This is a genomic window from Lachnoanaerobaculum sp. OBRC5-5 (assembly GCF_000296385.1).
GTDB lineage: Bacteria > Bacillota > Clostridia > Lachnospirales > Lachnospiraceae > Lachnoanaerobaculum.
In genome coordinates, this window is record NZ_JH815185.1 from 2304465 (window position 1) to 2330369 (window position 25905).

Here is a 25905-nt window from a genome sequence, read left to right on the forward strand (position 1 = left end):
TATGGGGGTGTAGCTCAGTTGGGAGAGCACCTGCCTTGCAAGCAGGGGGTCAAGAGTTCGAATCTCTCCATCTCCATTGTTAAAGCTTTTAAGCTTTAACAATAAATGTACCTTGAAAACTGCATACCAAACGAGAAATTATATAAATATTTTATAATTAGACATCCGAGGTACTAATTACTAAGTATAATTAGTGATTAGTATTTAATAACAAAAATAAATTTTTAAATATAGTGTATGATACACGCTAGTGTCATACATAAACACTAAATCTAAATGATTTAAGAGGTTAAACATAAAGAGCGTAGGGTGGATGCCTAGGCACTGACAGCCGAAGAAAGACGTGACAAGCTGCGAAAAGCTGCGGGGAGAAGCACATATTCAGTGATCCGCAGATGTCTGAATGGGGAAACCCACTTGGAAGAACTCCAAGTATCTGTACGCCAATACATAACGTACAGAGGGGAACCCGGTGAACTGAAACATCTAAGTAGCCGGAGGAAAAGAAAACAACAGTGATTGCGAAAGTAGCGGCGAGCGAAATCGTAAGAGCCCAAACCGTGGTGCGTGCACTGCGGGGTAGAGGACTGCAATACGAGTAAGATATATTACCTGAACCGTTTTGGAAAAGCGGGCCAAAGAGCGTGAGAGCCGTGTAAGGGAAAATATATTGAATCCAGCAGTATCCGGAGTACCACGAGACACGAGAAACCTTGTGGGAAGCAGGGGGGACCACCCCCCAAGGCTAAATACTAGTCAGTGACCGATAGCGTATAGTACTGTGAAGGAAAGGTGAAAAGAACCCCGGGAGGGGAGTGAAAAAGAACCTGAAACCCTATGTTTACAAACTGTGGAACACCGAAAGGTGAACCGCGTACTTTTTGTAGAACGGTCCGGCGAGTTACATGTACAGGCGAGGTTAAGTATTAAAGATACGGAGCCGAAGGGAAACCAAGTCTTAATAGGGCGATGAAGTCTGTATGTGTAGACCCGAAACCGGGTGATCTATCCATGTCCAGGTTGAAGTTCGCGTAAAAGTGAATGGAGGACCGAACGCACATCCGTTGAAAAGGGTGGCGATGAGGTGTGGATAGGGGAGAAATTCCAATCGAACCCGGAGATAGCTGGTTCTCCTCGAAATAGTTTTAGGACTAGCCTCGTTATTAGTCTACCGGAGGTAGAGCACTGAATTTTTGCGGGGGCGTCAAAGCCTACCAAGAGATATCAAACTCCGAATGCCGGCTAGATGATTGACGGGAGTCAGACTACACGAGATAAGTTGGGTAGTCAAAAGGGAAAGAGCCCAGACCTACGGCTAAGGTCCCAAAGTGTGTGTTAAGTGGAAAAGGATGTGGGATTTCGAAGACAGCTAGGATGTTGGCTTAGAAGCAGCCATACATTAAAAGAGTGCGTAACAGCTCACTAGTCGAGAGGTCCTGCGCCGAAAATGTCCGGGGCTAAACACAACACCGAAGCCTAGGAATGTATTATATACATTGGTAGAGGAGCATTCTTAGAGGCGTAGAAGCCATACCGGAAGGAGTGGTGGAGTAATAAGAAGAGAGAATGCCGGAATGAGTAGCGAGAAAGAGGTGAGAATCCTCTTGGCCGAATATCTAAGGTTTCCTGAGTAAAGCTGATCTACTCAGGGTAAGTCGGGGCCTAAGGCAAGGTCGAAAGACGTAGTCGATGGATAACAGGTACAGATTCCTGTACTACATATAATCAGAACTGTGGGGACACGGAGACTGAAACCGAACCCGGGAGGACAAAAACCGGGGCAAGCGAAGTACCTGTATGGGAGGAAAAACCACCATACAAGGGGAAAACGTGATGCGTACCGAAAATTAGTAGGGAAGTCGGTTAGGGAGCCGTCAAGAAAAGCCGCTATTGTGTTATATGTACCCGTACCGCAAACCGACACAGGTAGATGAGGAGAGAATCCTAAGGCCGGCGGGAGAAGCATTGTTAAGGAACTCGGCAAAATGACCCCGTAACTTCGGGAGAAGGGGTGCCACTTTAATAGAGTGGTCGCAGAAAAAAGGCTCAAGCAACTGTTTAGCAAAAACACAGGTCTATGCGAAACCGCAAGGTGAAGTATATGGGCTGACGCCTGCCCGGTGCCGGAAGGTTAAGAGGAGAAGTCAGGAAACGAAGCTTTGAATTGAAGCCCCGGTAAACGGCGGCCGTAACTATAACGGTCCTAAGGTAGCGAAATTCCTTGTCGGGTAAGTTCCGACCCGCACGAAAGGCGTAATGATTTGAGCGCTGTCTCAACAATGCACCCGGTGAAATTGAAGTACCAGTGAAGATGCTGGTTACCCGCGCCAGGACGGAAAGACCCCATGGAGCTTTACTCCAGTTTGGTACTGGGATTCGGTAATACTCGTACAGGATAGGTGGGAGACGTAGAAGTATAGACGCCAGTTTATGCAGAGTCGCCGTTGGGATACCACCCCTGTATTGCTGGATTTCTAACCTGCGGCCGTTATCCGGCCGGGGGACAATGCCAGACGGGGAGTTTGACTGGGGCGGTCGCCTCCGAAAGAGTATCGGAGGCGCTCGAAGGTTCCCTCAGAATGGTCGGAAACCATTCAAAGAGTGCAAAGGCAGAAGGGAGCTTGACTGCGACACCGACGGGTGGAGCAGGTACGAAAGTAGGACTTAGTGATCCGGTGGCATAAAGTGGGATTGCCATCGCTCAACGGATAAAAGCTACCCTGGGGATAACAGGCTTATCACTCCCAAGAGTTCACATCGACGGAGTGGTTTGGCACCTCGATGTCGGCTCATCGCATCCTGGGGCTGTAGCAGGTCCCAAGGGTTGGGCTGTTCGCCCATTAAAGCGGTACGCGAGCTGGGTTCAGAACGTCGTGAGACAGTTCGGTCCCTATCCGGCGTGGGCGTAAGATATTTGAGAGGAGCCGTCCTTAGTACGAGAGGACCGGGACGGACTGACCGCTGGTGTACCTGTTGGAGAGTAACTCCATGGCAGGGTAGCTATGTCGGGACGGGATAAACGCTGAAGGCATCTAAGCGTGAAGCCCCCCTCAAGATGGGATATCTCATGTGAAAACAGTAAGACCCCTTGAAGACTACGAGGTAGATAGGGCCAAGATGTAAGTACAGTAATGTATTAAGTTGATGGTTACTAATAGGTCGAGGGTTTAACCAAAAGGATAAGGAATTTATTTTTTAAGTTTGGTACGCAGTTTTGAAGGTACATAACTTTATATGGCCCGATGGCTCAGTTGGTTAGAGCGCCGCCCTGTCACGGCGGAGGTCGTCGGTTCGAGTCCGATTCGGGTCGTTACTTAAAGAATTCCAGCCTTTAAGTTTATATATGGGATCTTAGCTCAGCTGGGAGAGCATCTGCCTTACAAGCAGAGGGTCACAGGTTCGAGCCCTGTAGGTCCCATTCATCTTTGGAAAAAGATGGTATTGACATTATATTAGTCATATGATAGTATAGTGTACATGCCGATATGGCTCAATTGGCAGAGCAGCTGATTTGTAATCAGCAGGTTATCGGTTCGAGTCCGATTATCGGCTTTTACTCTTAGGAGTAAAGGTAAAGAACTAAATAAGTTTGGGGGAATTCCCGAGAGGCCAAAGGGGACAGACTGTAAATCTGCTAGCACTGCTTTCGGTGGTTCGAATCCACCTTCCCCCATTGTTCAGTCACTCTTTTTAAGAGTGAGTTTTATTCTGAATACAGTTATCGCGGGGTAGAGCAGTCTGGAAGCTCGTCGGGCTCATAACCCGGAGGCCGCAGGTTCAAATCCTGTCCCCGCAATTATGCCTTGATAGCTCAGTTGGTAGAGCAGAGGACTGAAAATCCTCGTGTCACTGGTTCGATTCCGGTTCAAGGCATTTATTCTTTTATGGGATACTAGCTCAGGTGGTAGAGCACTTGACTTTTAATCAAGTTGTCCCGGGTTCGAGTCCCGGGTGTCTCACTAGTGTGAAAAGGCTCAAGGTTTTGATTTACAAGGCTTTGAGCCGTTTTTAATTTGTGAACTACCCTTAGGTTAAGGAAGCTTTTGCGCATTTTTTGGAAGCAACTGCTAGGAATGATAACAAAAAAACTCCGGCATATACAGCAGGTTTTCCCTACGGCTTATAATGAGTTTATAAGGATGATTAGATAATCTAAGGAGAATACATGATACCTGATTTTATATTAGAAGGAGACAGCGTTGATATTGATCCCGAAGTTGAAAAATTATGGCAACTTGTCCTAGAATACAGAGAAAAGATAGGAGATGAACTTATTACAGAGGCATCTACGTGGTCGTTAAAGGAGTGGATAGAAATCCTTGAAGAGTGTTTGTCTAGTGGAAAAACGTATTGGGAAGTCACGGGGGAAACGTATAGAGGACACGATAAGTCAGTAGATTATTGAAAATACATTAAAAGCTTTATGAAGTATAAGATGTTTTTTTAATTTGAGTGGCAAAATATATATAATTACTAAAGAGGAATACGTATAACGAGAGAAGAGCCAAAGTGGTATAGAGAGGAAGAATCAATATTGTATTCAGAATATATGAAGATTGAATTTTAAACATATAAACTGATGTGACTCCACTTTATAAATAAATTATTTGGCATTCTCCTAATTTAAGTTATGTATAGGCCAATTGACAAATTTCCGTAAATATGCGACAATCAACATAATTGGAAAGTAATCGTATAGGAGGTATACAGCCCTACGGGGAAAAGGCCGGTGCAACTCCGACTTACTTTCCTATAAATAAAATGGAAGTTTAGAGACACTTAATATAGGTGTCTCTTTTGTTATGTAAATTTTTAATTACTTATTGAATGGACAATGACTATGATATAGGTGCTATCATTCTTACGTCAGTAATTTATTTTTATTAAATGTAATCAAAGTAAAGGGTGAGCTACAGGTTAATAAGATAGAAAACATTATTTGAAATACTATGAATAGATGATAAAATGAAGGTAAGTTACTAGAATAAATTGCAGTGAATAATATATTTGAGGCATAAGAAAGGAACATTTACAGAGGTATATCCTAAACCTAAAGAGGGAGAAGATCCAAAAAATAGAAGATGGAGACAGGTTATATGCTTGATTGCGAGCTTTGTAAATAAAGTATTATTTGAATAAAGAAATGAAGGTAAAATGGCTTGGTAAAACAGATTTTTTGGTATTAACAAATAAAAAGATTTATGATGTAATATCTATAGAGCGTGGTTGGTATAGAACCATAGATGATTCAGGTGACGATTATTTGTATCCTCCTGATATGTTTGAAATCGTTGAGTTGGATGAAAATATGGTGGTAAAGTAATTCTTACGGAGGTTTGTATATCATAATGAAAACTTTTTTACTCAAAAACGATAAAAACAGGATTTATTTTCAGAATTACGAGAGAATTTCGGCGGAAGAAGAGCTGAAAAAATTACAAAGTATTTTAAAAAAGAAAAATATCAGTATCGGTAGAAAGCACGAAACACCATTGGATGATTTGTATGATTGCGAAATGGATGGAAATCCTTTTACTATTGTAAGAACTGAAGAGGAAACTTTTCTATATGCAGAATGTACGGACACCATTGAGAAGCTGTTAAAGATATTTGAGTAAAGGACGAAAAGATGGCAGATAAGATTAGCATTGAAGGAATATCCTATATTGTAGAAAGAATAGTAGAAAGAGCAAGAGAAGCGGTCGAAGAATCAAGGGAGAATAGAGAAGACAGTTTTAAGGATGGAAGAGCATTGGCATACTACGAGGTATTAGATATTTTAAGGACGGAACTTAGTGTCAGAGAAATAAGTTTAGAGAAAATTGGACTAAGTTTTGACTTGGAGAGAGAGCTACTGTAATAGTAAATATCGCAAGTATAAAAGGGATTTGAACCGTTTATTGATTCAAATCCCTTCTATATTTAAGTATTACGATTATTCTTCCCCCAAGGCAGCCTTGTCGTGCCTGATTCTATTATCTTATCAAAGAAATTATTTACATATTCCTTGCGTTTACTTAAATCGGTGTTCTCCAATACCTTGTCTACAAAACTGTTGAATTTATCTGCATCCTTGTTTATATCATTAACATACTCAAAGTTTGTTCTTATACAGTTCCAGTTGAGTATATCATGCTGTAAGAAAGCAATATTATCGGCTTTTACCACTTTAATATTCTTTGTATTGTTAAAAATCATACCCACTACACAAAATTCAGGGACTATCTTGATTATTTTATTCTTTACAGCATTCATTATATCGGTATTGATCACTTCGTCACAAAGGTCGGGACCGTCATTATTATAGATTGCAGTAATTCTATCCCTGAAAATTTCATAACACATTGCACAGGAGTAGATTGCAAGATTACCGCCCTTACTATGTCCTCCTACTATAAAATCTGTATTCGGATGACGAGAAATAACCTGCTTTAGAAAATCCAGTGCAAATTTCTGAGCCGGAATAACTGAAAAACTCATCATAAAGTCCTCTTTCCAGGCTACAATGCTGTCATCGGTTCCTCTGAATGCAATATACATCTGACTGTCGTCATACATAAATCCTGTTGATGAAAATTGGTATTTTTTCTCGTGATAGAGATCTATATAATCAAGTATCATAACATTACCGAATCTCTCGGAAGTTGCGAGAGCGTTCAAAAAATCTACATTTATTTCACTCATATAACCGTAGTGGTAGTCATGATTAATTAAGTATCTGCAGGCATCTGAAAGAGAAACGCCTATTGAATTTATTTCATTCTGCAAGTCTTTTAAGTCAAGATAGGAGAATAATGAAAAAATCGCATTATCAAGTTCATTAAAAGGAGAAACATCAAAAGATAAATCTCCACGCCATTTTATATAGTCAATGATATTTGCCATTATAACCTCCTCTTGTAAATACATTATGCATAGCTGAATACTGTTACTTAAATATACAATAATATAAAATCAATTGATTGTAAACATAGATAAAGTGAAGTATGTATTAACTAGGGTTTTAAGAGTGTATAAACTTAATGAACTTTGATCAAACCTCATAAAGCGGCTTCAGACGTCCCTCTTTTTTAAGTTGTTCTATTTCTTCGGGAGTTAATATGCAAATCTTTATTTTCTCTTCTGCAAGCTCCTTCATATGCTCCAAATATTCTTCTTGTGTAGCTTCACGCCTCTCATACTCATCATATAGTTTCATTTAATCACCATCCGTAAAACTGCAAATGGCTTAAACAAGTGCTATACATGTTTAAGCCGTTTCTTAATATCGGAATGACAAGACTTGAACTTGCGACCTCTTGACCCCCAGTCAAGCGTGCTGCCAAACTGCACCACATCCCGTAAACTATTGATACAGTATTCATTATATAAAACTTTTCAATATTTGCCAACAAATTTTTTACTGAAATTCATATTCAATACACATAATCTAAGTTGACAGTTTTTGCAAACATTATATAATATTAATTAATAATTAAATTTATCTTTATATTTTAAGGAGTTAGTATGAAAAAAAGATTTTATTTGGCTTTATCCGCTCTTGCTATCAGTACAGCACTTACAATACTTGTATTTGCAGGGACATGGAAACAGGATAATACAGGCTGGTGGTACGAAAGAGATGATAAGAGCTTTCCTGTATCTGTTTGGGAGCAGATAGACGGATCATGGTATTACTTTAATGAGAACGGATACATGCTGTCAAATCAATGGTTTGGAAATTATTATCTCGGATCTACCGGTGCGATGCTTACAAATACTGTCGTAGACGGATATCAGGTAGGTGCAGACGGGCGCGTACATCCCCGCTTCTCAGTCTACAGGCAGCTCAAAATCAAATACTCAGAATGCGTCAACATCGGCATCTAACAACAGTTCAAACACAGGAACTGCTATAAATAACAGAGCAACTGATTATATATTAAATAAAAACAGCCATGTATTCCATTATTCAAACTGTACTGCAGTACAGAAGATGAGGGAACACAATAAGATACCTTTTAGCGGAACAAGAGATGAGGCTATTTCCAAAGGATATACACCTTGTCAAATATGTCATCCTTAAAACAAGTAATTATACTATACCAAATAGTATATATAGCAATTAAAAGACTGTATATCCTTGTAATCATGATATATGGTCTTTTTATATTGTACCGTTTCATCATCGGTTATTTTTAATACATACCCTCACATAAACCTTAAATGAAAATTAATTTGTATAAATTGTAATATATGATAAAATAAACCTAAAGTAGCTATAAAAAGCAAGCATAATAGAGAGGAGAAAAGATATGAGTAGAAAGAATGATTTTTATTTATATTTCTGGGGAGGACTTATCATGCTGGTAGTAGGTTTGTTCTTCTTATCACAAAAGGTAACTGTGACAAATTCCTTCTGGGGCGGCGGCATTAGACTGATGGGTATGCACATCAGTTCAGGATTGGTAATAGTACCGTTTATCTTTTCTTTAGTCTGGATATTTATAAGACCAAATAAAGGTTCAAAGATTGCTATGGTGCTAAGTGTACTTTTGATTATAGCAAGTCTCATTCAGTCTACCAGATTTTATATTCAGTATCTGACACTTTTTGATTGGGTAGTTATGTTGGTACTTATTTTCGGAGGTGCGGCATTTATAGCAAAGAGCATGCTTATTAAATTCTAATAATAAAAGAGCAGGTGACTCACTCAAGTCCCTGCTCTTTTCTAATCTCTTTATTCTGTAACTGTTTTTGGCTTATGTCCTGCTACCATAGCATGTCCTGTGATGAAACACATTACCAGTCCGACAACCGCTACAATTGCCCAAAATTGATGTTTTTTCAGCATATTAAAATCTCCTTTATTATTGAACCCAAACACCGTCTTGATTTATATTATATCCGTCGATAGTTGTATTTGTAACCATCTGTCCGTTGGTATCAAGGTAATACCAATGTCCGTTGTACTCGATCCACCCCTTCTTATAAAGACCTGATTCTTCAAAATAGTACCACTTATCATTGATAAGTGCCCAACCTACAGGCATATCACCGTTTGGCTGATTGAGATAGTATTTGTTACCGTTATTCTCAATCCATCCTGTAAGCATATTTCCGTTAGCATCAAAGAAATACCAAAGGTTGTTTACCATAAACCAGTTAGTGGCATGTGTACCGTCAGCTTTTCTGTAATGCCAAATACCGTTTGTTTGATACCAACCTGTGGTTGTTCCTGTATTTGCCTGGCTTGTACTTGTAGAAGTAGAGTTTGGAGTTGAACCGCCACGGCTTTTCTTAAATTCAGCGATTGTATCATAATCAAAATACTCAATCTCAGATGATACTGTCATTGAAGGACCGCCTTTTAACGGATAAACTCTGAATGAGTAGTTTCCTGCACCATTGTCTATGATAAGTTTTGTAAAATCATATTTCTCGGAGCTTGCAGCATTGTTTGAGCCGACTTTTTTGTTGCCCTTGTACAACTGTACTTTGTACTTTGTCTTGTCCTCGGTCTCATCCCAAGTTGCCAACGCCTTGCTTCCTACATCCCATGACGCACTACCTATACTATAGTCGGCAGCAAATACCGACATACTCATAAAGAGTGAAAAAAGCAGTGATAAAATTAAAATCAGTTTTTTCATAAAATTCCTTTCTTTTATACCGGATTTTTTTCACGTCTCTTTTTTAAAGAGACATATCTTTCATACTATTGTAGCACATAAATTGAGTAGTTAATATTACTTTTAATTAAAGATAATATATACTTTTTTAAACACATGTAAAAGTTTATTATCACTCATTTTTTACTGTCTCCAGATATCTGTACATACTTGCAGGAGAGCATGACAGTTTGAGACCTACTGTCTTTATGGCACCTTTCATAGAAAAAATACCTTTTTGATAGAGCTGACGTATTATATCAAGCTTCTCTGAATGGCTCAGCTTGCTGAAGGGAAGAGACTTATCAATCCTTTTTAATACTTCATCTATCGTATTTGAAATGTTTTCGGAAAAAACTGCCTGGTCATCGTTTCCCTTTATTTCAATAGAAATATTTTTGGATACATAATTATCCGGATGACATAGAGAAAATACAAGGTTTGAAAGTTCTCTGTACCTGTTGTCGTCAAAGTTTATATTGAGTGCTCCTACAGGTTTGCCTTTTTCATCTTTTATATAAAATGTAGAACATCTTAGAATCTTGCCGTTGGCTGAAAGAGCTCTATAGTTTGATATCCATTTCTTATCAGCGGATTCTTTATTCTGTAATAGGGTTTTCATCGTTGTACTGAGCACATCACCTGTTTGCCTGCCGCTTATATCTCCGTTTATTATATATATTATATATTTTAGATCATATAGTATGATTTCATAGTCGGGACCCAGCAGAGTGCTCAAAAAATCGGAAAAATCAATATATCGCTTTATCTCAAATTCATTCATAAATACTCCAAATCATATTTGTATTGTACCGTCATATTAAAGCTTGAAGAAATATCTGTTATTATTATACCAAAACTTAAAATATTATGATATAAAATTTAAGTTTTAAGCAAAATCACGAAAATGACAAATTAATCAAAAAGAAGTTGATATAAAGAAAATGAGAAAAAATTCTCACAAAAATTCTCAAATAATATTGACTTTAAAAATATATATGAAAATAAAGGGCTTTTAGCTATATATCTGTATATCTGCTTAAAGACGAAGTTAAGAAAAATCCCGATAAATTTATCAAATAGCAATTTGTTTATTTCCAAAGAATTATCTTAAAATAAAAATTTAATGCAAAATGCACATAAATATACCAAAAATAAACCGCAACAAGCTTTTTATTAAACAATATTGACAATATTCTAAAAAGGTGATAAATTATTCTCATAGCAATATTTAGACAATATTTCACTTATATATAAAACTTTTAGAGATTAAATGCATATAGTCTCGATAATCAGATGAGATATATTTATTGCTTAATGGGATTGTAATACCGTCCGCCAGTCGTTACTTACGATGACCGGGGTATCAAAATATATTTTTGTATTTGGAGGTATTAAAATGGAGTATGAGAAGATGTTAGGTGTAGAGGCACCGAAGTCATGGACACATGTAGTGAGAGAAGTTCCTACAGTTACACAGGAGCAAAGAAAGAAAGCCCTTGAGATGACTCATTATAATGAGTTTGCTTTTCCTGCAGGTCTTTTATATATCGACTGCCTTTCAGACTCAGGTACTACATCAATGACAGACACACAATGGTCGGCTATGTTCCTTGCAGACGAGTCTTACGGAAGAAATAAAGGATATTATGTTCTTTTGGATGCATTCAGAGATGTATGGGAAAGAGGAGACGATCAGAAGAGACTTATCAACTACATCAAAGAGGGCGTAGACAAGGATGATGTAGAGAAGATGATGAACGAGGTTTATCTGGTTGACTATGAAGGTGGATTTATCAATGGCGGTAAGTATCAGCTTTCAAGACCTAACACATTTATCGTTCCACAGGGACGTTGTGCGGAGGCACTTTTATTTGATGTATTAAAGCCGTTATTTGCAAAGAGATGGCCGGGTAAAGTATTTACTATTCCGTCAAATGCTCACTTTGATACTACAGAAGGTAATATCAAGCAGATGGGTAATGTACCTAGAAACCTTTTCCATAAGGAGATTTTATTTGAGGTACCTGAGAGCGGAAAGTATGAGAAGAATCCTTTCAAGGGAGATATGGACATAGATAAACTCAATCAGCTTATTGAAGCGGTAGGTGTTGAGAATGTTCCGCTTATTTATTCTACAGTAACAAACAACTCTGTATGCGGACAGGCTGTTTCTATGAAGAATATCAGAGAAGTTTCAAAGATAGCACATAAGTACAATATTCCTTTTGTTATGGACGGTGCAAGATGGGCAGAGAACTGCTACTTCATAAAGATGAATGAAGAGGGTTATGCCGACAAGTCAATCTGTGAAATAGCTAAAGAGATGTTCTCTTACTTTGATGTTGTTTCAGCATCACTTAAGAAAAACGGACATGCAAATATGGGTGGAGTTTTGGCTTTCCGTGACAAAGGTCTTTTCTGGCAGAAGTTCTCGGAGTTTAATGAGGACGGCAGCGTAAAGACAGATATCGGACATCTTTTAAAGGTTCGTCAGATATCAGCTTACGGTAATGATTCTTACGGCGGAATGTCGGGACATGATATCATGGCTCTTTGCCAGGGTATGTATGAAGAGGCAAGATTTGATTATCAGGATGAGAGAGTAAGACAGTGTCAGTATCTGGCAGACGGACTTACAGCAAACGGTGTTCCTGTAGTACAGCCTGCAGGCGGACACGGAATTTATATTGATGTTGATAAATTCTTCAACTATAAGAGAGGTCATGAGAGCTTTGCAGGACAGGCACTTTCTTTAGAGATGATCCATCGTTACGGTATTCGTTGTTCAGAGCTTGGTGATTTCTCTATGGAATATGATTTAAAGACTCCTGAGCAGCAAAAGGAAGTATGTAATGTTGTTCGTTTGGCTATCAACAGAAGCCAGTTCAGCAAACAGCATATGGATTATATTATTGCAGCATTGACACAACTTTATAAAGACAGAGATACGGTTCCTAATTTAAAGATTACATTCGGTCATACATTACCTATGAGACATTTCCATGCATGGGCAGAGCCATATGCTCCAAGCAAAGAAGAGATGTGTGATGAAGGAAATTACGAATACTGGGAAAATAAATAAGACATATTGGCAGCCGGTCTTTTTAAAGACCGGACTGCTTTAAGGGGTACTTGCATTTTTGGCAAGATGGAGGAAGTTTATGGGTTCAGATAATACGCCTGTAAAGCAGGATGGTTTTAACTCACAAATAGGTTTTATTATAGCATGTGTAGGTTCAGCTGTAGGTATGGGAAACCTGTGGAGATTTCCGGTGCTTGTGTCAGCCTGGGGGGGAATGACTTTTTTGATTCCCTACTTTATATTCGTTATATTGATAGGCAGTACAGGAGTAGTGGAAGAAATCGCACTTGGAAGGAGCACAGGAAAAGGTCCTATAGGAGCATTCGGTGCTGCTATGGCTCATGCCGGAAAGAGCAGAAAAGTAGGTGAGAGCATAGGAATTATACCTACAATAGGTTCTTTAGCTCTTGCAATAGGTTATTCATGTGTAGTAGGTTGGATATTTAAATATGTAGTAATGGCATTTACAGGAAAGCTCTTTGGAATGGGAACAAACATGGATGTCATAGGTGGAACTTTCGGATCCACAGCTACAGCATTCGGAAATAATACATGGATAATAATAGCACTCATTGTAAACTTTGCTATTATGGCATTAGGAGTTGCTGACGGTATAGAGAAAGCAAATAAGTTTATGATGCCTCTGCTTTTTGTAATGATGATCGGACTTGCTGTTTATATAGGAATACAGCCGGGTGCAGTAAACGGATACAAGTATATCTTTACTGTAAATCCTGAAGGATTAAAGGATATAAGACTTTGGATATTTGCATTCGGACAGGCATTTTTCTCACTTTCTATTGCAGGTAACGGTACCGTTGTTTACGGTTCCTATCTCAGTAAGAAAGAGGATGTACCTTTCTCTGCAATGAACATAGCTATATTTGATACCTGTGCGGCACTTCTTGCAGCACTCGTTATTATACCTGCTATGGCTACATCGGGAGCGGAGCTCAGTGAAGGCGGTCCGGGACTTATGTTCATCTACCTTGTAAATATAATGAATCAGATGCCGGGCGGTATGATTGTAGGAATTATATTCTTTGTATGTGTTACATTTGCAGGACTCAGTTCACTTGTAAACCTTTATGAGGCGCCTGTAGCTACATTGCAGCAGCAGTTTAAACTCAGCAGAGTACAGTCTGTAGGAATTATCGGAGCAATCGGTGTGGTTGTTGCAGTTCTTATACAGGGAATTGTAGGAAGCTGGATGGATGCGGTATCTATCTATATTTGCCCGATAGGTGCAGTACTGGCATCAGTGATGTTGTTCTTCGTATTCGGAAAGAAGTATACCATGGAAGCTGTAAATGCAGGTGCAAAGAGACCGAAAGGAGAAATCTGGTTCTTCTTAGGTAAGTATGTATATACAGGTCTTGCATTGCTTGCACTTATAGCAGGTGCATTCTATGGAGGAATAGGTTGATAAGGCTATAATAAAAAATATAAACTCTCAGACATTTGTTTGGGAGTTTTTTATTTTGTATTTTATCGGTATAAAAAATTTAAAAAAGTTATTGACAAATATTCCCATATGGAATATAGTAGCTAATAGAGTTAGCACTCTAGATAAATGAGTGCTAACAAATAAAGAAGGGAGGAGCGAATGGATTCAGAGGACAGGAAAGCGATTATTTTAAAAGCTATTATAAAGAATTATATGGAAACCGGGGAGCCGGTAGGTTCAAGAACTATTTCAAAGCTCCCTGAGTTAAATTTGAGCTCTGCTACTATAAGAAATGAAATGAGCGATTTGGAAGATATGGGTTATATCTTACAGCCCCATACTTCTGCAGGACGTATACCTTCAGATAAGGGATACAGATTCTATGTAGATGAGATCTTGAGAGAAAAGGAGATAGAGACTGAAGCATTTAAGGATCTGATGTTTAAAAAAGTGGACAGATTGGAAAATGTCTTAAAGCAATTGGCAAAGATCATTGCAAGAGACACCAATTATGCCGCGATGATATCAGGGCCGAGTATACACTCCAATAAAGTAAAGTTTTTGCAACTCTCAAAGATAGATAAGTTCAAGCTCCTTTTGGTTACGGTTGCGGAAGGTAATATTATCAATAACAAGATAATAGATATCGACAGCGAAATATCGGAGAGTGAAATCTTAAACTTGAATCTGCTTATAAACACTTCATTAAACGGACTTACCGTGGAAGAGATAAACTTAAGCATCATGAATAAGTTACGAACGGATGCGGGAGTTTATGGAGATATAGTGGATAAGGTTTTACGAGAAGTAGCGGCAGTGTTTAAAAGTGCTACCGACAACCTTGAGATATATACAAGCGGTACCACAAATATTTTCAAGTACCCTGAGATCTCCGACAGAGAGAAGGCAAGTCAGCTTGTAAATGCTTTTGAAGAAAAGGATAAGCTTAAGGAAATACTTGCAGGGGTAAATGATGATGATAGTGACGGTATCAGAGTATATATCGGAAATGAAGTGCCGATTTCAGATATGAGAGATCTTTCCGTAGTTACAGCCAATTATGAAATAGGCGAAGGACTCAGAGGCTCTATAGGTATAGTAGGACCGAAGAGAATGGACTATGAGAAAGTATTAAAAACTATAAAAACTGTAATGGCATCGCTTGATGAGCAGTTTAAAAATGATGAATAGAGGAGAGGGCTGTGAAAGAAAAAGATTTAAAAAGAGAACAGGAAGAGAACAAAGAGGTTTTAGAAGGCGAAGAGACAGGGGAATTTGTTGAGGAAGCCGAAGAGACACCTGAGGAGGCGGCGGCAAAGGCTGCAGCTATGGAGGCTGAGGTGGAGGAAGCTTTCAGTGATGAAAATCTTGAAGGAAAGCCTGATAAAAAAGACCTTGCCATTGCGGATTTGACAGACAGACTTAAAAGAAGCATGGCGGAGTTTGATAATTTCAGAAAAAGAAGTGAAAAAGAAAAAGCTACCATGTTTGATATGGGAGCAAGAAGTGTGGCGGAAAAACTTTTGCCGGTAGTTGACAACTTTGAAAGAGCAATGCTTGCAACACCTTCAGAGGGTGAAGGCAAAGCCTTTGCTGACGGAATAGCAATGATATACAATCAGATGACAAAGACTCTTGAGGATTTGGGAGTTAAGCCGATTGATTGTGTAGGTAAGGAATTTGATCCTAACTTACATAATGCGGTAATGCATATAGAAGACGAAAGCTTAGGTGAAAATGTGGTCGCTGAGGAACTTTTAAAGGGATATATGTACAAGGACTCAGTTCTTAGACATAGCATGGTAAAGGTTGCTAATTAATTTTTGAGACTATATTTTGCTTTGTTTAAGCAGAGTGAAATATTTTATATAGATTTAAAAAATACAAATTTTGATTTATTAGGAGGATAAAATAATGGGTAAGATTATTGGTATAGATTTAGGTACAACAAACAGCTGTGTAGCAGTTATGGAGGGTGGAAAGCCTGTAGTTATTCCAAACTCTGAAGGTTCAAGAACAACACCTTCAGTTGTAGCATTTACAAAGACAGGTGAGAGACTTATAGGTGAGCCTGCAAAGCGTCAGGCAGTTACAAATGCAGACAGAACAATCTCTTCAATTAAGAGACATATGGGTACAGATTATAAGGTAACTATAGACGGTAAGTCATACACACCACAGGAGATTTCAGCAATGATTCTTCAGAAGCTTAAGGCTGATGCTGAGAGCTATTTAGGTGAGAAGGTTACAGAGGCTGTTATCACTGTTCCTGCATATTTCAACGATGCACAGCGTCAGGCTACAAAGGATGCAGGTAAGATTGCAGGTCTTGATGTAAAGAGAATTATCAACGAGCCTACAGCTGCAGCTCTTGCTTACGGTCTTGACAATGATGCTGAGCAAAAGATTATGGTATATGACCTTGGTGGCGGTACATTCGATGTTTCAATTATTGAGATCGGTGACGGAGTTATAGAAGTTTTGGCTACAAACGGTGATACACATCTTGGTGGTGACGACTTTGATAATAAGATTACAGATTGGCTTGTAAGCGAGTTTAAGAAGGCAGAGGGTGTGGATCTTTCAACAGATAAGATGGCACTTCAAAGACTTAGAGAAGCTGCAGAGAAGGCTAAAAAAGAGCTTTCAACAGCAACAACAACAAATATAAACCTTCCGTTTATCACTGCAACAGCAGAGGGACCGAAGCACCTTGATATTACTCTTACAAGAGCTAAGTTTGACGAGCTTACACTTGACCTTATTGAAAGAACAGCTGTACCTGTACAGAATGCTCTTAAGGATGCAGGTATTACAGCAAGCGATCTTGGAAAGGTATTGCTTGTAGGTGGATCTACAAGAATGATCAATGCACAGGAGAAGGTAAAAGCCCTTACAGGTATGGAGCCTTCAAAGAGCATCAACCCTGATGAGGGTGTTGCAATCGGTGCAGGTATTCAGGGCGGTAAGCTTTCCGGAGAAGCAGGCTCAGGAGATGTATTGCTTCTTGATGTTACTCCGCTTTCACTTTCAATCGAGACAATGGGTGGTGTAGCTACAAGACTTATCGAGAGAAATACTACAATACCTACAAAGAAGAGCCAGATATTCTCTACAGCTGCAGACAATCAGGAAGCTGTTGACATCCATGTAGTACAGGGTGAGAGACAGTTTGCAAGAGATAACAAGACTTTAGGACAGTTCAGACTTGACGGTATTTTACCTGCAAGAAGAGGTGTTCCACAGATAGAGGTTACATTTGATATTGATGCAAACGGTATCGTTAATGTATCTGCAAAAGACCTTGGAACAGGTAAGGAGCAGCATATCACAATCACTGCAGGTTCAAATATGTCAGACAGTGATATCGACAAGGCTGTAAAAGAAGCTGCAGAGTTTGAGGCACAGGATAAGAAGAGAAAAGAAGGCATTGATGCAAGAAATGAAGCCGACTCTATAGTATTCCAGACAGAGAATGCTCTAAAAGAGGTTGGTGACAATCTTGATGCAAATGACAAGGCTGCAGTTGAGGCTGATCTTACTGCATTGAAAGAGGCTATCAACAGAGCACCTATCGATGCTATGACAGATGATCAGATAAATGATATCAAGGCAGGCAAAGAGAAGCTTATGGAAAGTGCTCAGAAGCTTTTTGCAAAGGTATATGAGCAGGCCGGTGCGGCACAGAATGCAGGTGCAACAGCTGATACAACAGGAGCACAGGATGCAGGTACATCTTCAAATGACGATGTTATAGACGGTGATTTTAAAGAGGTATAATAAGGAGAGCAACTGATGGCAGAGAGTAAAAGAGATTACTATGAAGTACTTGGCGTGGATAAGAACGCTGATGACTCTGCAATAAAAAAGGCATATAGAGCGCTGGCAAAAAAATATCATCCGGATTCAAATCCTGATAATCCTGAGGCTGAAAAGAAGTTCAAGGAGGCCAGTGAAGCCTATTCAGTGCTAAGCGATCCTGATAAGAGAAGACAGTATGACCAATTCGGTCATGCTGCCTTTGATGGTGGAGCAGGTGCCGGAGCCGGAGCCGGCGGATTCGGAGGCTTCTCCGGATTTGATTTTGGCGGTGATGATATTTTCGGAGATCTCTTTGGAGGCATGTTTGGCGGTGGCGGAAGCAGAGCCACAAGAACAGGCCCGATGAAGGGAGCAAATGTAAGAGCATCTGTAAGACTTACCTTTGAAGAGGGTGTTTTCGGATGTAAGAAGGAAATCAAGGTAAACTTCAAAGAAGAATGTGCAACATGTCACGGTTCGGGAGCAAAGCCGGGTACATCACCTACCACATGTCCTAAGTGTAACGGAAAGGGTCAGGTAATATATTCACAGCAGACTCTGTTTGGCACTATGCAGAATGTAAAGACATGTCCTGAATGTAACGGTACAGGAAAGATTATTAAGGATAAATGTCCTGATTGTAACGGTAAGGCATATATTCAAAAGAAGAAGAGCTTTGAGGTGGATATACCTGCAGGTATAGATAACGGTATGTCTATAAGAATGGCAGGAGGCGGAGAACCGGGAATAAACGGCGGTCCGAGAGGAGATCTGCTTGTAGAGGCGGTTGTAAGTCCTCATCCTATATTTAAGCGCCAGGATACCAATATTTTCTCAACGGTGCCTATAAGCTTTGCAAAGGCTGCACTTGGCGGCAGTATCAGAGTAAAGACTGTAGACGGTGAAGTGGAAGTAGCGGTAAAGGCCGGAACTCAAACAGATACAAGAATAAGATTAAAGGGTAAGGGAGTACCTTTCCTTAGAAATAAAAATAACAGAGGTGACCACTATATTACTTTGGTGGTTTCAGTACCTACAAAGCTTACAAATGAACAAAAGAAAGCGCTGGAAGCCTTTGATGCGGCAATGAACAAATAGTAACATATAAGTCACATGGTAAATAATATAATAGCGGTCATATATGAGTATGGCTGCACTGAAAGGTCACGAGGTTTTTGACTCGTGGCTTTTTTGTTAGGGCAAGGCCCTGTTCTCGCAAGAGAACAAATAAATCACCTGCTATGCGGGTGGTTGAAATAGAGCTTTAGCGCAATGTAAAAAACCCCAAATTTGATATAATATTAAAGGTTCGCCAACCAATAAATATATCAAAGGGGTATCCAAATGGATAATAGTACTTGATCTAAAAATTCTGAAGGGTTCATACTAATAACAAATCTTTTCTTTTTCATTGATAATTTAGGACGGAATATCTCCACCGTTTTTAATATGCTTAGACACTACTTCCTAATAATATTCAGGTTCTCAGCTGCCCTCTTATCCAATGTTCTGTTTGCATCTTCTTTAAATGTTACATCTCATTCATTGTACAATCCCCTTTTTCTCACAATATATCATAAAAAAGAGATTGTTCATAATTTATTTACTCATGCGTTTGGACTCATGCGTTTGTCCTGTACGGGAAGGGAGAGAAATTGACTAATACTGTTATTTTTGCTATAATTTCTATGAAAAGTAATATACTGATTATAGACAAAAAGGAGGTTGTATGGAATTTATTAGGAACCAAAGAATCTTTTTTTGTAATATAGCAAGGTACAAGAATGGAGACAGTAAAGGCTTTGCTTTAAATGTAAATCATGTGTTGAGGTGTTATTAAATTTGTTACATATTTAATTTTAATAAGCTCTTGTAATTATAGTCATCTAACTAAGATTCATTAGTTGGGTGAATCTTGAAAAGTAAATATTACCTAGAATAAATATGAAAAGTGATAAATGATAAAAGATTGATGTGCGTTTGTGGAAACTATGTCAAATATGGCATATAGTGGCATTGCTTGCCAAATTGAGTGGATTGTTTCGTAGGAAAATACTTAGGACATAAATGTTTATTGAGGTATTATCTTTATAGACAGGAGGTATGTAACATTTCTGGCTCAGAACATTAAAGGGAGTGATATTGTTTGCTGTACATTGATTGCAGTAAGGTATTACATCGTATAAAGAGTTTAGAAGTAGCTAAGCAATAGTTGTTTATTTAGAGAATTTCTTTGTAAAGCTAGCGAAGGTTATGCTCAGCCATGTTCCATATGAGTTACGTGTATTAGAATCACAAGAGGATATCAAAGTTTTAGAGGCAGAATCAGGGATGGATAGAGTTTTTGTTTCTGCATTACTTCCCAAAAGTGGTGGTGAAGCAGTCTACAATCCTTCGTATTGGAATGATTCATCAAGAATACGAAAGGCAAACTGCTATGCATATGCAATGGATGTAATTTGTGCTAATGAAATAAAATTGCAGCCAGGTTCTTTGGCTGGTGCTACATATAAAAAACTTACAGCAGCAAGCATTATTGCAGCGGCAAAAAAGGATGGACCGTATCTAGGAAATGGAAGAACAATTAGGAATTCTAGTAAAAATGATACTTCAACTTCAAAAAGTTATAAAGTTGCACTAGTATTAGATACATCAGGAAATCTAACAGATTATCATTGGTATACTCAAAACAGTAATGGATATTGGTCACATAAACAAGGATGGGGCAGTGCAACAAATTTGGATGCCTCAGGAAATTATATTATTGATCCAAGAACCTGTAATAGAAATTATGGTTATTTCTCGGATGCTCATGATACATTAAACTACTCTAAATGGGGTGGTTACTTGATGGTGACTAGAAAATAGAAAGTATTAAATGAGCTTTGATTAAGGGACGATGTTTTGTCATCGTCTCTTAATGTTTCAAAAGCAATCTACATAATCTAAATATTAAGCACTGAATGTATAGCAAAATATGATTTAAATTATATACCATACATTGTGTTTCTAGCAAACAATATTAAAATTTTCTATTTGGACAAAGTGGTTTAAATCTTCTACTTTTTTCCAAAAGAGAATAAGTAAAAAGTATTTACTGCAAATTATAAATTTAGAAAAAAGCGGATGTATTTAGATTTTACTTAAAAATAGACATTGTGTAAATATCTTTGAAGAAAGTGAGTAAGCAGATATGAGAATCATATGTATTTTTTGTGTGATACTTATAATGTCAGGGTGTAGGAGTGTTACACATAAAAAAGAAGTACAAAATCATGATGTATTAGAAACAAGTGATATTTCAACAGATAATTTTGAGCACACATTAAAGTCGGATGATTTTGATTTTCCAGTTCCGGAAATTTCATGTAAGATTATCAGCAGTACAAAATATGAGATTAGTTTAATAACAACAGATAGCGAAAACCTTGAGAAATATTATAAAAAACTAAAAGAAGGCAATTGGCAGGTACTAAGACCGGCAACATCAGGTTCTCCTGTTTCTATGTATTTTAACGGATTTGACGGTCTTGTAATAACAGACAGTAAAATAGATGATGTGGGGAACCGAGAAGTTGTCATTGATTATTATAATGGGAAAAGAGATAATTCATTTGAATATATCAAAAAATATGAAGATATTATAAGAGATTTTTTTTCGGATGATGTAATATATGCTATTTCTGAATATGATATTTCTGAGGCCACTACAAAATTAGGTCTGCGAGGCTTTTATGTTTACACAGATAAAATTGAACCAGCAAAGCTTATAATTGATAAATACAACAATATTATATTAGTTAACTATGATCAATTTGTAATCTCTGATATAGATTCTGATGGCGAAGATGAATTAATTACGCGTCTAGGCTATGGTTTTGGTCGCTATATCATAACATTATCTGCTTTTAAGTATAATCCAAAAGAGATGGTGATGTTATGCAAAACTCAATATGAACAGATGGGGTCACTAGATATGTTTATAAGAGAGAACAATGGTAATGTGGAAGTGATCGCAGGGGAACAAAAAAACGGAGAAATTGATGTATTGGAATCATATGGAAATTTAGAAATTAATAATGGTGTTTTGAGACCAAAGAAAAAAGATATTCCATTTAAGATATTGGAAGAAAATTGATTAGTTCTTGTGCAAATACAAAGGTATAGTTACTTGTAGAACAAAATATTGAAATGTCTACTTATTCATGGTATAATCCCTGTCTTTGACAGTTTTAAAAGTTAAAATGCCCTTTAAATCCAGTGCTTTACCGGCTTTGAGGGCATTTTTGTTTCGTTTTGAAACTAAAAAAATAGTATTTTATTTTCCTTTACTTTGTTTTTGTATTGTTCTCATTTGACTTTTTGTTATAAATTAAAAATCTGTATTAAAATGACAAATCTCATGTAGTTTATCTGTGAGCTCTGTTCGTTTATATAGAGGTATGAAACCTATATGCAAAATTAAAATTTTTTAAGGTCTTTAGAATCTCTTCGCACGTATACTTGTGGTCTAAAATTTTCAAGATATCTGTAAATAATCAAGGCTAAAAAGCAGGTTAAGAAGTGAGAAGTAATTCTATCAGTTCTTTGTAAAAATACCGGTCTTGCTTCAAACTCAGTTTTCATAATTCTAAAGCATTCTTATATTTGCCAACGCTTTTCACTTATATTTAGTATTTCACTTACATTATCGTCAAGTAGGTCTGCTGAGACGGCATACATACCATCATACTTTGCCTCCTCATCTATTTTGTTTGTATTAAGAAAGTTATGTACATTTGCTTTTTCACCATCATCAGTTACAGATGTGCTAACTCCTTTGTCATTTATAAAGCTTTTGGAAATATAGAAGGACTCTGCATTTTTTTATTTTGATGTAGTAACTTTCATAGATAACCCCCAGCTCTTATCATACCATAAAATACTATACACTAAAACTAATGTTTTAACAAAAATTTCAACTGAGAAATGTAGGATATATGCGGGTTGTAGGACTTTTTTATGATTATTTAGGTAAACAAACTGTCAAAGACCCGTGTCATGGCTTTTTTTGCGTTCATATTTGACGGAAATACTACTGTGAAGTATAATTTAGAACAGAAATAAAGCATAAAATAATGAGGTGTATTAATATGGGAAAAATCACAGTAGAGAGATGTGAAATAGAGGGGTTATGTGTAATCACTCCTACAGTATTTAAAGATGACAGAGGATATTTTGTAGAAACATATAATCAGAACGACTTCAAAGAAGCGGGACTTGATATGGTCTTTGTACAGGACAATCAGTCAAAGTCATCAAAGGGAGTGCTTCGCGGACTTCATTTCCAAAAGGAGCATCCACAGGGCAAACTTGTAAGAGTTTTGAGCGGTGAAGTTTATGATGTTGCTGTGGATCTTAGAAAGAATTCAAAGACATTCGGAAAGTACTTCGGAGTACGTCTTTCAGATGAAAATAAAAAGCAGTTCTATATACCTGAGGGTTTTGCACACGGTTTTGTAGTACTCTCAGATGAGGCGGTGTTTGCATACAAATGTACAGACTTCTATCATCCAAATGATGAGGGCGGTCTTATATACAATGACCCGGATATAGGAATTGACTGGCCTGTAGACGGAATTGAGCTGATAATGTCTGATAAGGATACAAAGTGGAAAGGCCTTAAAGAAACATTTAAGTTTGATTGATTTTAATAATGGAATCCTGTGAGTTCACGGGAATCCTGATATATTTATTAATAAAACTTTGTAAAAAATAATGAATGGAAAAAGATATGAATATAATATCGCTTATACGAGAAATATTAAAATCAAGAGCAATCATATGGGATTTGGCAAAGGCTGATTTTAAGAAACGCTTTGTCGGGTCCTATTTTGGCATTGCATGGATGTTTGTTCAGCCTGTAGTTACCGTACTTATATACTTTTTGATCTTCCAGATGGGATTTAAGAGTACACCTCCTGTACCCGGAGTTCCATATGTGGTTTGGCTGGTTCCGGGCATTGTGCCATGGTTTTTCTTTGCGGAGACTCTAAACCTCGGAACCTCGGTGCTTTCAGAATACAATTATCTTGTAAAGAAGGTAGTGTTTAATGTATCAATACTGCCCGTTATCAAGGTGATTTCATGCCTTATAGTACATGGAATCTTTGTTGTGATAATGATAACCATGACTTTGGCATTCGGCAGATTACCTATGGTAAGTTGGATAGGAATAGTGTATTACAGTTTCTGCTTGTCAATATTTGCACTTGCAATAATATATATAACCTGTGCAATAAATGTATTCTTTAAGGATATGTCACAGATAGTGGGAATTGCATTACAGTTCGGAATGTGGATGACACCTATAATGTGGGACCCTACAATGTTCTCATATTTCCCGGCAAAGGTTGAAAAGATAATGAAATTAAATCCTGTATATTATATTGTGGTCGGATACAGAGACAGCATACTCAGAGGAAACTTTTTCTTTGAAAGACCGGGACTTACAGTGTATTTTTGGGTTGTTACGGTAATACTGTTATTTATCGGACTTAGAATGTTTAATAAGTTAAGACCACATTTTTCAGATGTATTATAAGGAGAAGTATGCAGAGCAATTTAGCGATAAATGTCTGTGATGTTACCAAGATCTACAGACTGTATGATAAGCCTATAGACAGGTTAAAGGAGAGTATTTCCCTTACACATAAAAAATATCACAAGGAATTCTTTGCCTTGGATAAAATATCCTTTAGTGTAGAAAAAGGATCTACGGTTGGAATTATAGGAACAAACGGTTCGGGAAAGTCAACTATATTAAAAATAATAACCGGAGTATTAAATCCCACTACAGGAAGTGTGGAAGTGGACGGAAATATTTCCGCACTTTTGGAGCTTGGTGCAGGCTTTAATATGGACTATACCGGCATTGAAAATATATATATGAACGGAACCATGATGGGCTTTAGCAGAGAGCAGATGGAGGCAAAGCTTCCTGAAATCTTGGAGTTTGCCGATATAGGTGACTTTGTGTATCAGCCTGTAAAAACATATTCATCAGGTATGTTTGTAAGACTTGCATTTGCACTTGCAATAAACGTAGAGCCTGAGATTTTGATAGTTGACGAGGCGCTTTCGGTAGGAGACGTTTTCTTCCAAGCAAAATGCTACAGAAGGATGGAAGAGATAAGAAAAACCGGTACTACCATATTGATGGTAACCCATGATATGGGAAGCGTAATAAAGTACTGTGACAAGGTAATACTTTTAAACAAGGGAGAGTTTTTGGCGGAAGGTCCTGCAGGAGAAATGGTGGATCTGTATAAAAAGATTCTGGCAGGCAGAATGGACGATCTGGAGGCCGATCTTGCAAAGAGACTTGACAGTAATTTTTCAGATATGATGGAATTAAACAATGATATAAATAAGACGCATGCAAAAGAATATCATGGTCTTATGAAGGATAAGATTTCCATCAATCCGAATAAAACAGAGTATGGTGACGGCAGGGCGGAAATATATGATTTGGGACTTTTAGATTCCAAGGGAGAGCTTACCAATCTTTTGCTGAAGGGCGAAGAGTTTACCATCAGAGAGAAGATAAGATTTAATGCAAATATCGAATCTCCTATATTTACATTCACCATTAAAGATAAAAAAGGAACGGAACTTAGCGGTACCAATACAATGTTTGAAGGCGTGGAAGTAAAACCTGTAAAGCCGGGTGATGAAGCGATTGTGGAATTCAAGCAGAAAATGACTCTACAGGGTGGAGAGTATCTTCTAAGTATGAGCTGTACAGGATTTGAAAACGGTACACATGTTGTATATCACAGACTCTATGATGTTACATTCATAACAGTTATTTCAAATAAGAATACTGTGGGTGTTTATGATATGGAATCAAAGGTAAATCTTACGCAAACGAGTAATTAAAA

21 protein-coding genes, 9 tRNA genes, 1 rRNA gene and 1 pseudogene are annotated in these 25905 nt (G+C 37.9%); 26 read left to right on the forward strand and 6 right to left on the reverse strand.

All coding sequences use genetic code 11. The features are described 5' to 3' along the window. Positions 1-3: 3 nt before the first annotated feature. The 13 genes from HMPREF1135_RS10685 to HMPREF1135_RS10745 all read left to right on the forward strand — a co-directional run bounded on the left by HMPREF1135_RS10685 (position 4) and on the right by HMPREF1135_RS10745 (position 5860). Positions 4-76 (forward strand) — tRNA-Ala (locus HMPREF1135_RS10685). A 211-nt stretch (positions 77-287) separates the two neighbouring features. Further along, positions 288-3175 (forward strand): 23S ribosomal RNA (locus HMPREF1135_RS10690). A 61-nt stretch (positions 3176-3236) separates the two neighbouring features. Further along, positions 3237-3310 (forward strand) — tRNA-Asp (locus tag HMPREF1135_RS10695). Between the two features lie 35 nt (positions 3311-3345). Next, positions 3346-3418: transfer RNA gene (locus tag HMPREF1135_RS10700), tRNA-Val, on the forward strand. A gap of 61 nt (positions 3419-3479) precedes the next feature. Continuing rightward, positions 3480-3552 (forward strand) — tRNA-Thr (locus tag HMPREF1135_RS10705). A 39-nt stretch (positions 3553-3591) separates the two neighbouring features. Then, positions 3592-3673, forward strand: a tRNA-Tyr gene (locus HMPREF1135_RS10710). Positions 3674-3722: 49 nt separating this feature from the next. Further along, positions 3723-3796 (forward strand) — tRNA-Met (locus tag HMPREF1135_RS10715). Between the two features lie 4 nt (positions 3797-3800). Beyond that, positions 3801-3873: transfer RNA gene (locus HMPREF1135_RS10720), tRNA-Phe, on the forward strand. 13 nt (positions 3874-3886) lie between these two features. Further along, a tRNA-Lys gene (locus tag HMPREF1135_RS10725) sits at positions 3887-3959 on the forward strand. A 206-nt stretch (positions 3960-4165) separates the two neighbouring features. Then, complete coding sequence (locus tag HMPREF1135_RS10730) at positions 4166-4405, forward strand: hypothetical protein (RefSeq protein ID WP_007595077.1); 240 nt, start codon at positions 4166-4168, stop codon at positions 4403-4405. Positions 4406-5143: 738 nt separating this feature from the next. Next, positions 5144-5323, forward strand: a complete 180-nt coding sequence (locus tag HMPREF1135_RS10735) for a hypothetical protein (protein ID WP_007595078.1) — start codon at positions 5144-5146, stop codon at positions 5321-5323. A gap of 25 nt (positions 5324-5348) precedes the next feature. After that, positions 5349-5618 carry a hypothetical protein gene (locus HMPREF1135_RS10740; RefSeq protein ID WP_007595080.1) on the forward strand — a complete coding sequence of 90 codons (270 nt, stop codon included), beginning with the start codon at positions 5349-5351 and terminating at the stop codon, positions 5616-5618. A gap of 11 nt (positions 5619-5629) precedes the next feature. Continuing rightward, entirely contained in the window at positions 5630-5860 is a 231-nt protein-coding gene (locus HMPREF1135_RS10745; protein ID WP_007595089.1) for a hypothetical protein, read from the forward strand. Positions 5861-5922: 62 nt separating this feature from the next. On the opposite strand, the gene HMPREF1135_RS10750 is transcribed toward HMPREF1135_RS10745, so the two are convergent. From HMPREF1135_RS10750 to HMPREF1135_RS10755, 3 genes are all read right to left on the reverse strand, one after another. Then, positions 5923-6885 (reverse strand): Mbeg1-like protein, encoded by a 963-nt coding sequence (locus HMPREF1135_RS10750; RefSeq protein WP_007595090.1) that lies wholly within the window; start codon positions 6883-6885, stop codon positions 5923-5925. 148 nt (positions 6886-7033) lie between these two features. Beyond that, positions 7034-7198 (reverse strand): hypothetical protein, encoded by a 165-nt coding sequence (locus tag HMPREF1135_RS13960; protein WP_007595091.1) that lies wholly within the window; start codon positions 7196-7198, stop codon positions 7034-7036. A 69-nt stretch (positions 7199-7267) separates the two neighbouring features. Beyond that, positions 7268-7341 (reverse strand) — tRNA-Pro (locus HMPREF1135_RS10755). Positions 7342-7506: 165 nt separating this feature from the next. Here HMPREF1135_RS10755 and HMPREF1135_RS10760 point away from each other — a divergent pair. Next, positions 7507-7869, forward strand: coding sequence for a hypothetical protein (locus tag HMPREF1135_RS10760; RefSeq protein ID WP_007595092.1), 363 nt, complete (start codon positions 7507-7509; stop codon positions 7867-7869). Positions 7870-8294: 425 nt separating this feature from the next. After that, positions 8295-8669 (forward strand): hypothetical protein, encoded by a 375-nt coding sequence (locus HMPREF1135_RS10765; RefSeq protein ID WP_007595093.1) that lies wholly within the window; start codon positions 8295-8297, stop codon positions 8667-8669. Positions 8670-8849: 180 nt separating this feature from the next. Here the strand turns inward: HMPREF1135_RS10765 and HMPREF1135_RS10770 are convergent, their stop codons facing one another. Further along, the gene (locus HMPREF1135_RS10770; RefSeq protein WP_007595095.1) at positions 8850-9632 is read right to left on the reverse strand and encodes a cell wall-binding protein; all 783 of its coding nucleotides are present in this window, start codon (positions 9630-9632) and stop codon (positions 8850-8852) included. 151 nt (positions 9633-9783) lie between these two features. Then, on the reverse strand, positions 9784-10434 hold the full coding sequence (locus HMPREF1135_RS10775; protein WP_007595097.1) for a helix-turn-helix transcriptional regulator: 651 nt from the start codon (positions 10432-10434) through the stop codon (positions 9784-9786). A gap of 615 nt (positions 10435-11049) precedes the next feature. Here HMPREF1135_RS10775 and HMPREF1135_RS10780 point away from each other — a divergent pair. The 8 genes from HMPREF1135_RS10780 to HMPREF1135_RS10815 all read left to right on the forward strand — a co-directional run bounded on the left by HMPREF1135_RS10780 (position 11050) and on the right by HMPREF1135_RS10815 (position 22121). Then, positions 11050-12735, forward strand: a complete 1686-nt coding sequence (locus tag HMPREF1135_RS10780; protein ID WP_007595099.1) for a tryptophanase — start codon at positions 11050-11052, stop codon at positions 12733-12735. A gap of 79 nt (positions 12736-12814) precedes the next feature. Beyond that, entirely contained in the window at positions 12815-14161 is a 1347-nt protein-coding gene (locus tag HMPREF1135_RS10785) for a sodium-dependent transporter (protein ID WP_007595100.1), read from the forward strand. A gap of 180 nt (positions 14162-14341) precedes the next feature. Beyond that, complete coding sequence (gene hrcA / locus HMPREF1135_RS10790) at positions 14342-15373, forward strand: heat-inducible transcriptional repressor HrcA (protein ID WP_007595104.1); 1032 nt, start codon at positions 14342-14344, stop codon at positions 15371-15373. A gap of 11 nt (positions 15374-15384) precedes the next feature. Then, positions 15385-16002 (forward strand): nucleotide exchange factor GrpE, encoded by a 618-nt coding sequence (grpE, locus tag HMPREF1135_RS10795; RefSeq protein WP_007595105.1) that lies wholly within the window; start codon positions 15385-15387, stop codon positions 16000-16002. 94 nt (positions 16003-16096) lie between these two features. After that, positions 16097-17962: a molecular chaperone DnaK gene (gene dnaK, locus HMPREF1135_RS10800; RefSeq protein ID WP_007595106.1), complete on the forward strand. Its 1866-nt coding sequence runs from the start codon at positions 16097-16099 to the stop codon at positions 17960-17962. Positions 17963-17977: 15 nt separating this feature from the next. Continuing rightward, complete coding sequence (dnaJ, locus tag HMPREF1135_RS10805) at positions 17978-19081, forward strand: molecular chaperone DnaJ (protein ID WP_007595107.1); 1104 nt, start codon at positions 17978-17980, stop codon at positions 19079-19081. Between the two features lie 1233 nt (positions 19082-20314). After that, on the forward strand, positions 20315-20851 hold the full coding sequence (locus HMPREF1135_RS10810) for a hypothetical protein (RefSeq protein ID WP_156804109.1): 537 nt from the start codon (positions 20315-20317) through the stop codon (positions 20849-20851). Between the two features lie 325 nt (positions 20852-21176). Beyond that, positions 21177-22121, forward strand: coding sequence for a hypothetical protein (locus HMPREF1135_RS10815; protein WP_007595109.1), 945 nt, complete (start codon positions 21177-21179; stop codon positions 22119-22121). 234 nt (positions 22122-22355) lie between these two features. On the opposite strand, the pseudogene HMPREF1135_RS14465 reads toward HMPREF1135_RS10815, so the two are convergent. Then, a pseudogene (locus tag HMPREF1135_RS14465) lies at positions 22356-22789 on the reverse strand (IS1634 family transposase); the annotation flags it as partial. A gap of 326 nt (positions 22790-23115) precedes the next feature. On the opposite strand from HMPREF1135_RS14465, the gene rfbC reads away from it, so the two are divergent. The 3 genes from rfbC (at position 23116) to HMPREF1135_RS10830 (ending at position 25903) form a co-directional block, all read left to right on the forward strand. Then, positions 23116-23670 (forward strand): dTDP-4-dehydrorhamnose 3,5-epimerase, encoded by a 555-nt coding sequence (gene rfbC, locus HMPREF1135_RS10820; RefSeq protein ID WP_007595110.1) that lies wholly within the window; start codon positions 23116-23118, stop codon positions 23668-23670. An 86-nt stretch (positions 23671-23756) separates the two neighbouring features. Then, complete coding sequence (locus HMPREF1135_RS10825) at positions 23757-24566, forward strand: ABC transporter permease (protein ID WP_007595111.1); 810 nt, start codon at positions 23757-23759, stop codon at positions 24564-24566. Between the two features lie 8 nt (positions 24567-24574). Continuing rightward, a complete protein-coding gene (locus HMPREF1135_RS10830) occupies positions 24575-25903 on the forward strand; it encodes an ABC transporter ATP-binding protein (protein ID WP_007595112.1) in 1329 nt (442 codons plus the stop codon). The last annotated feature ends 2 nt before the right edge of the window (positions 25904-25905 follow it).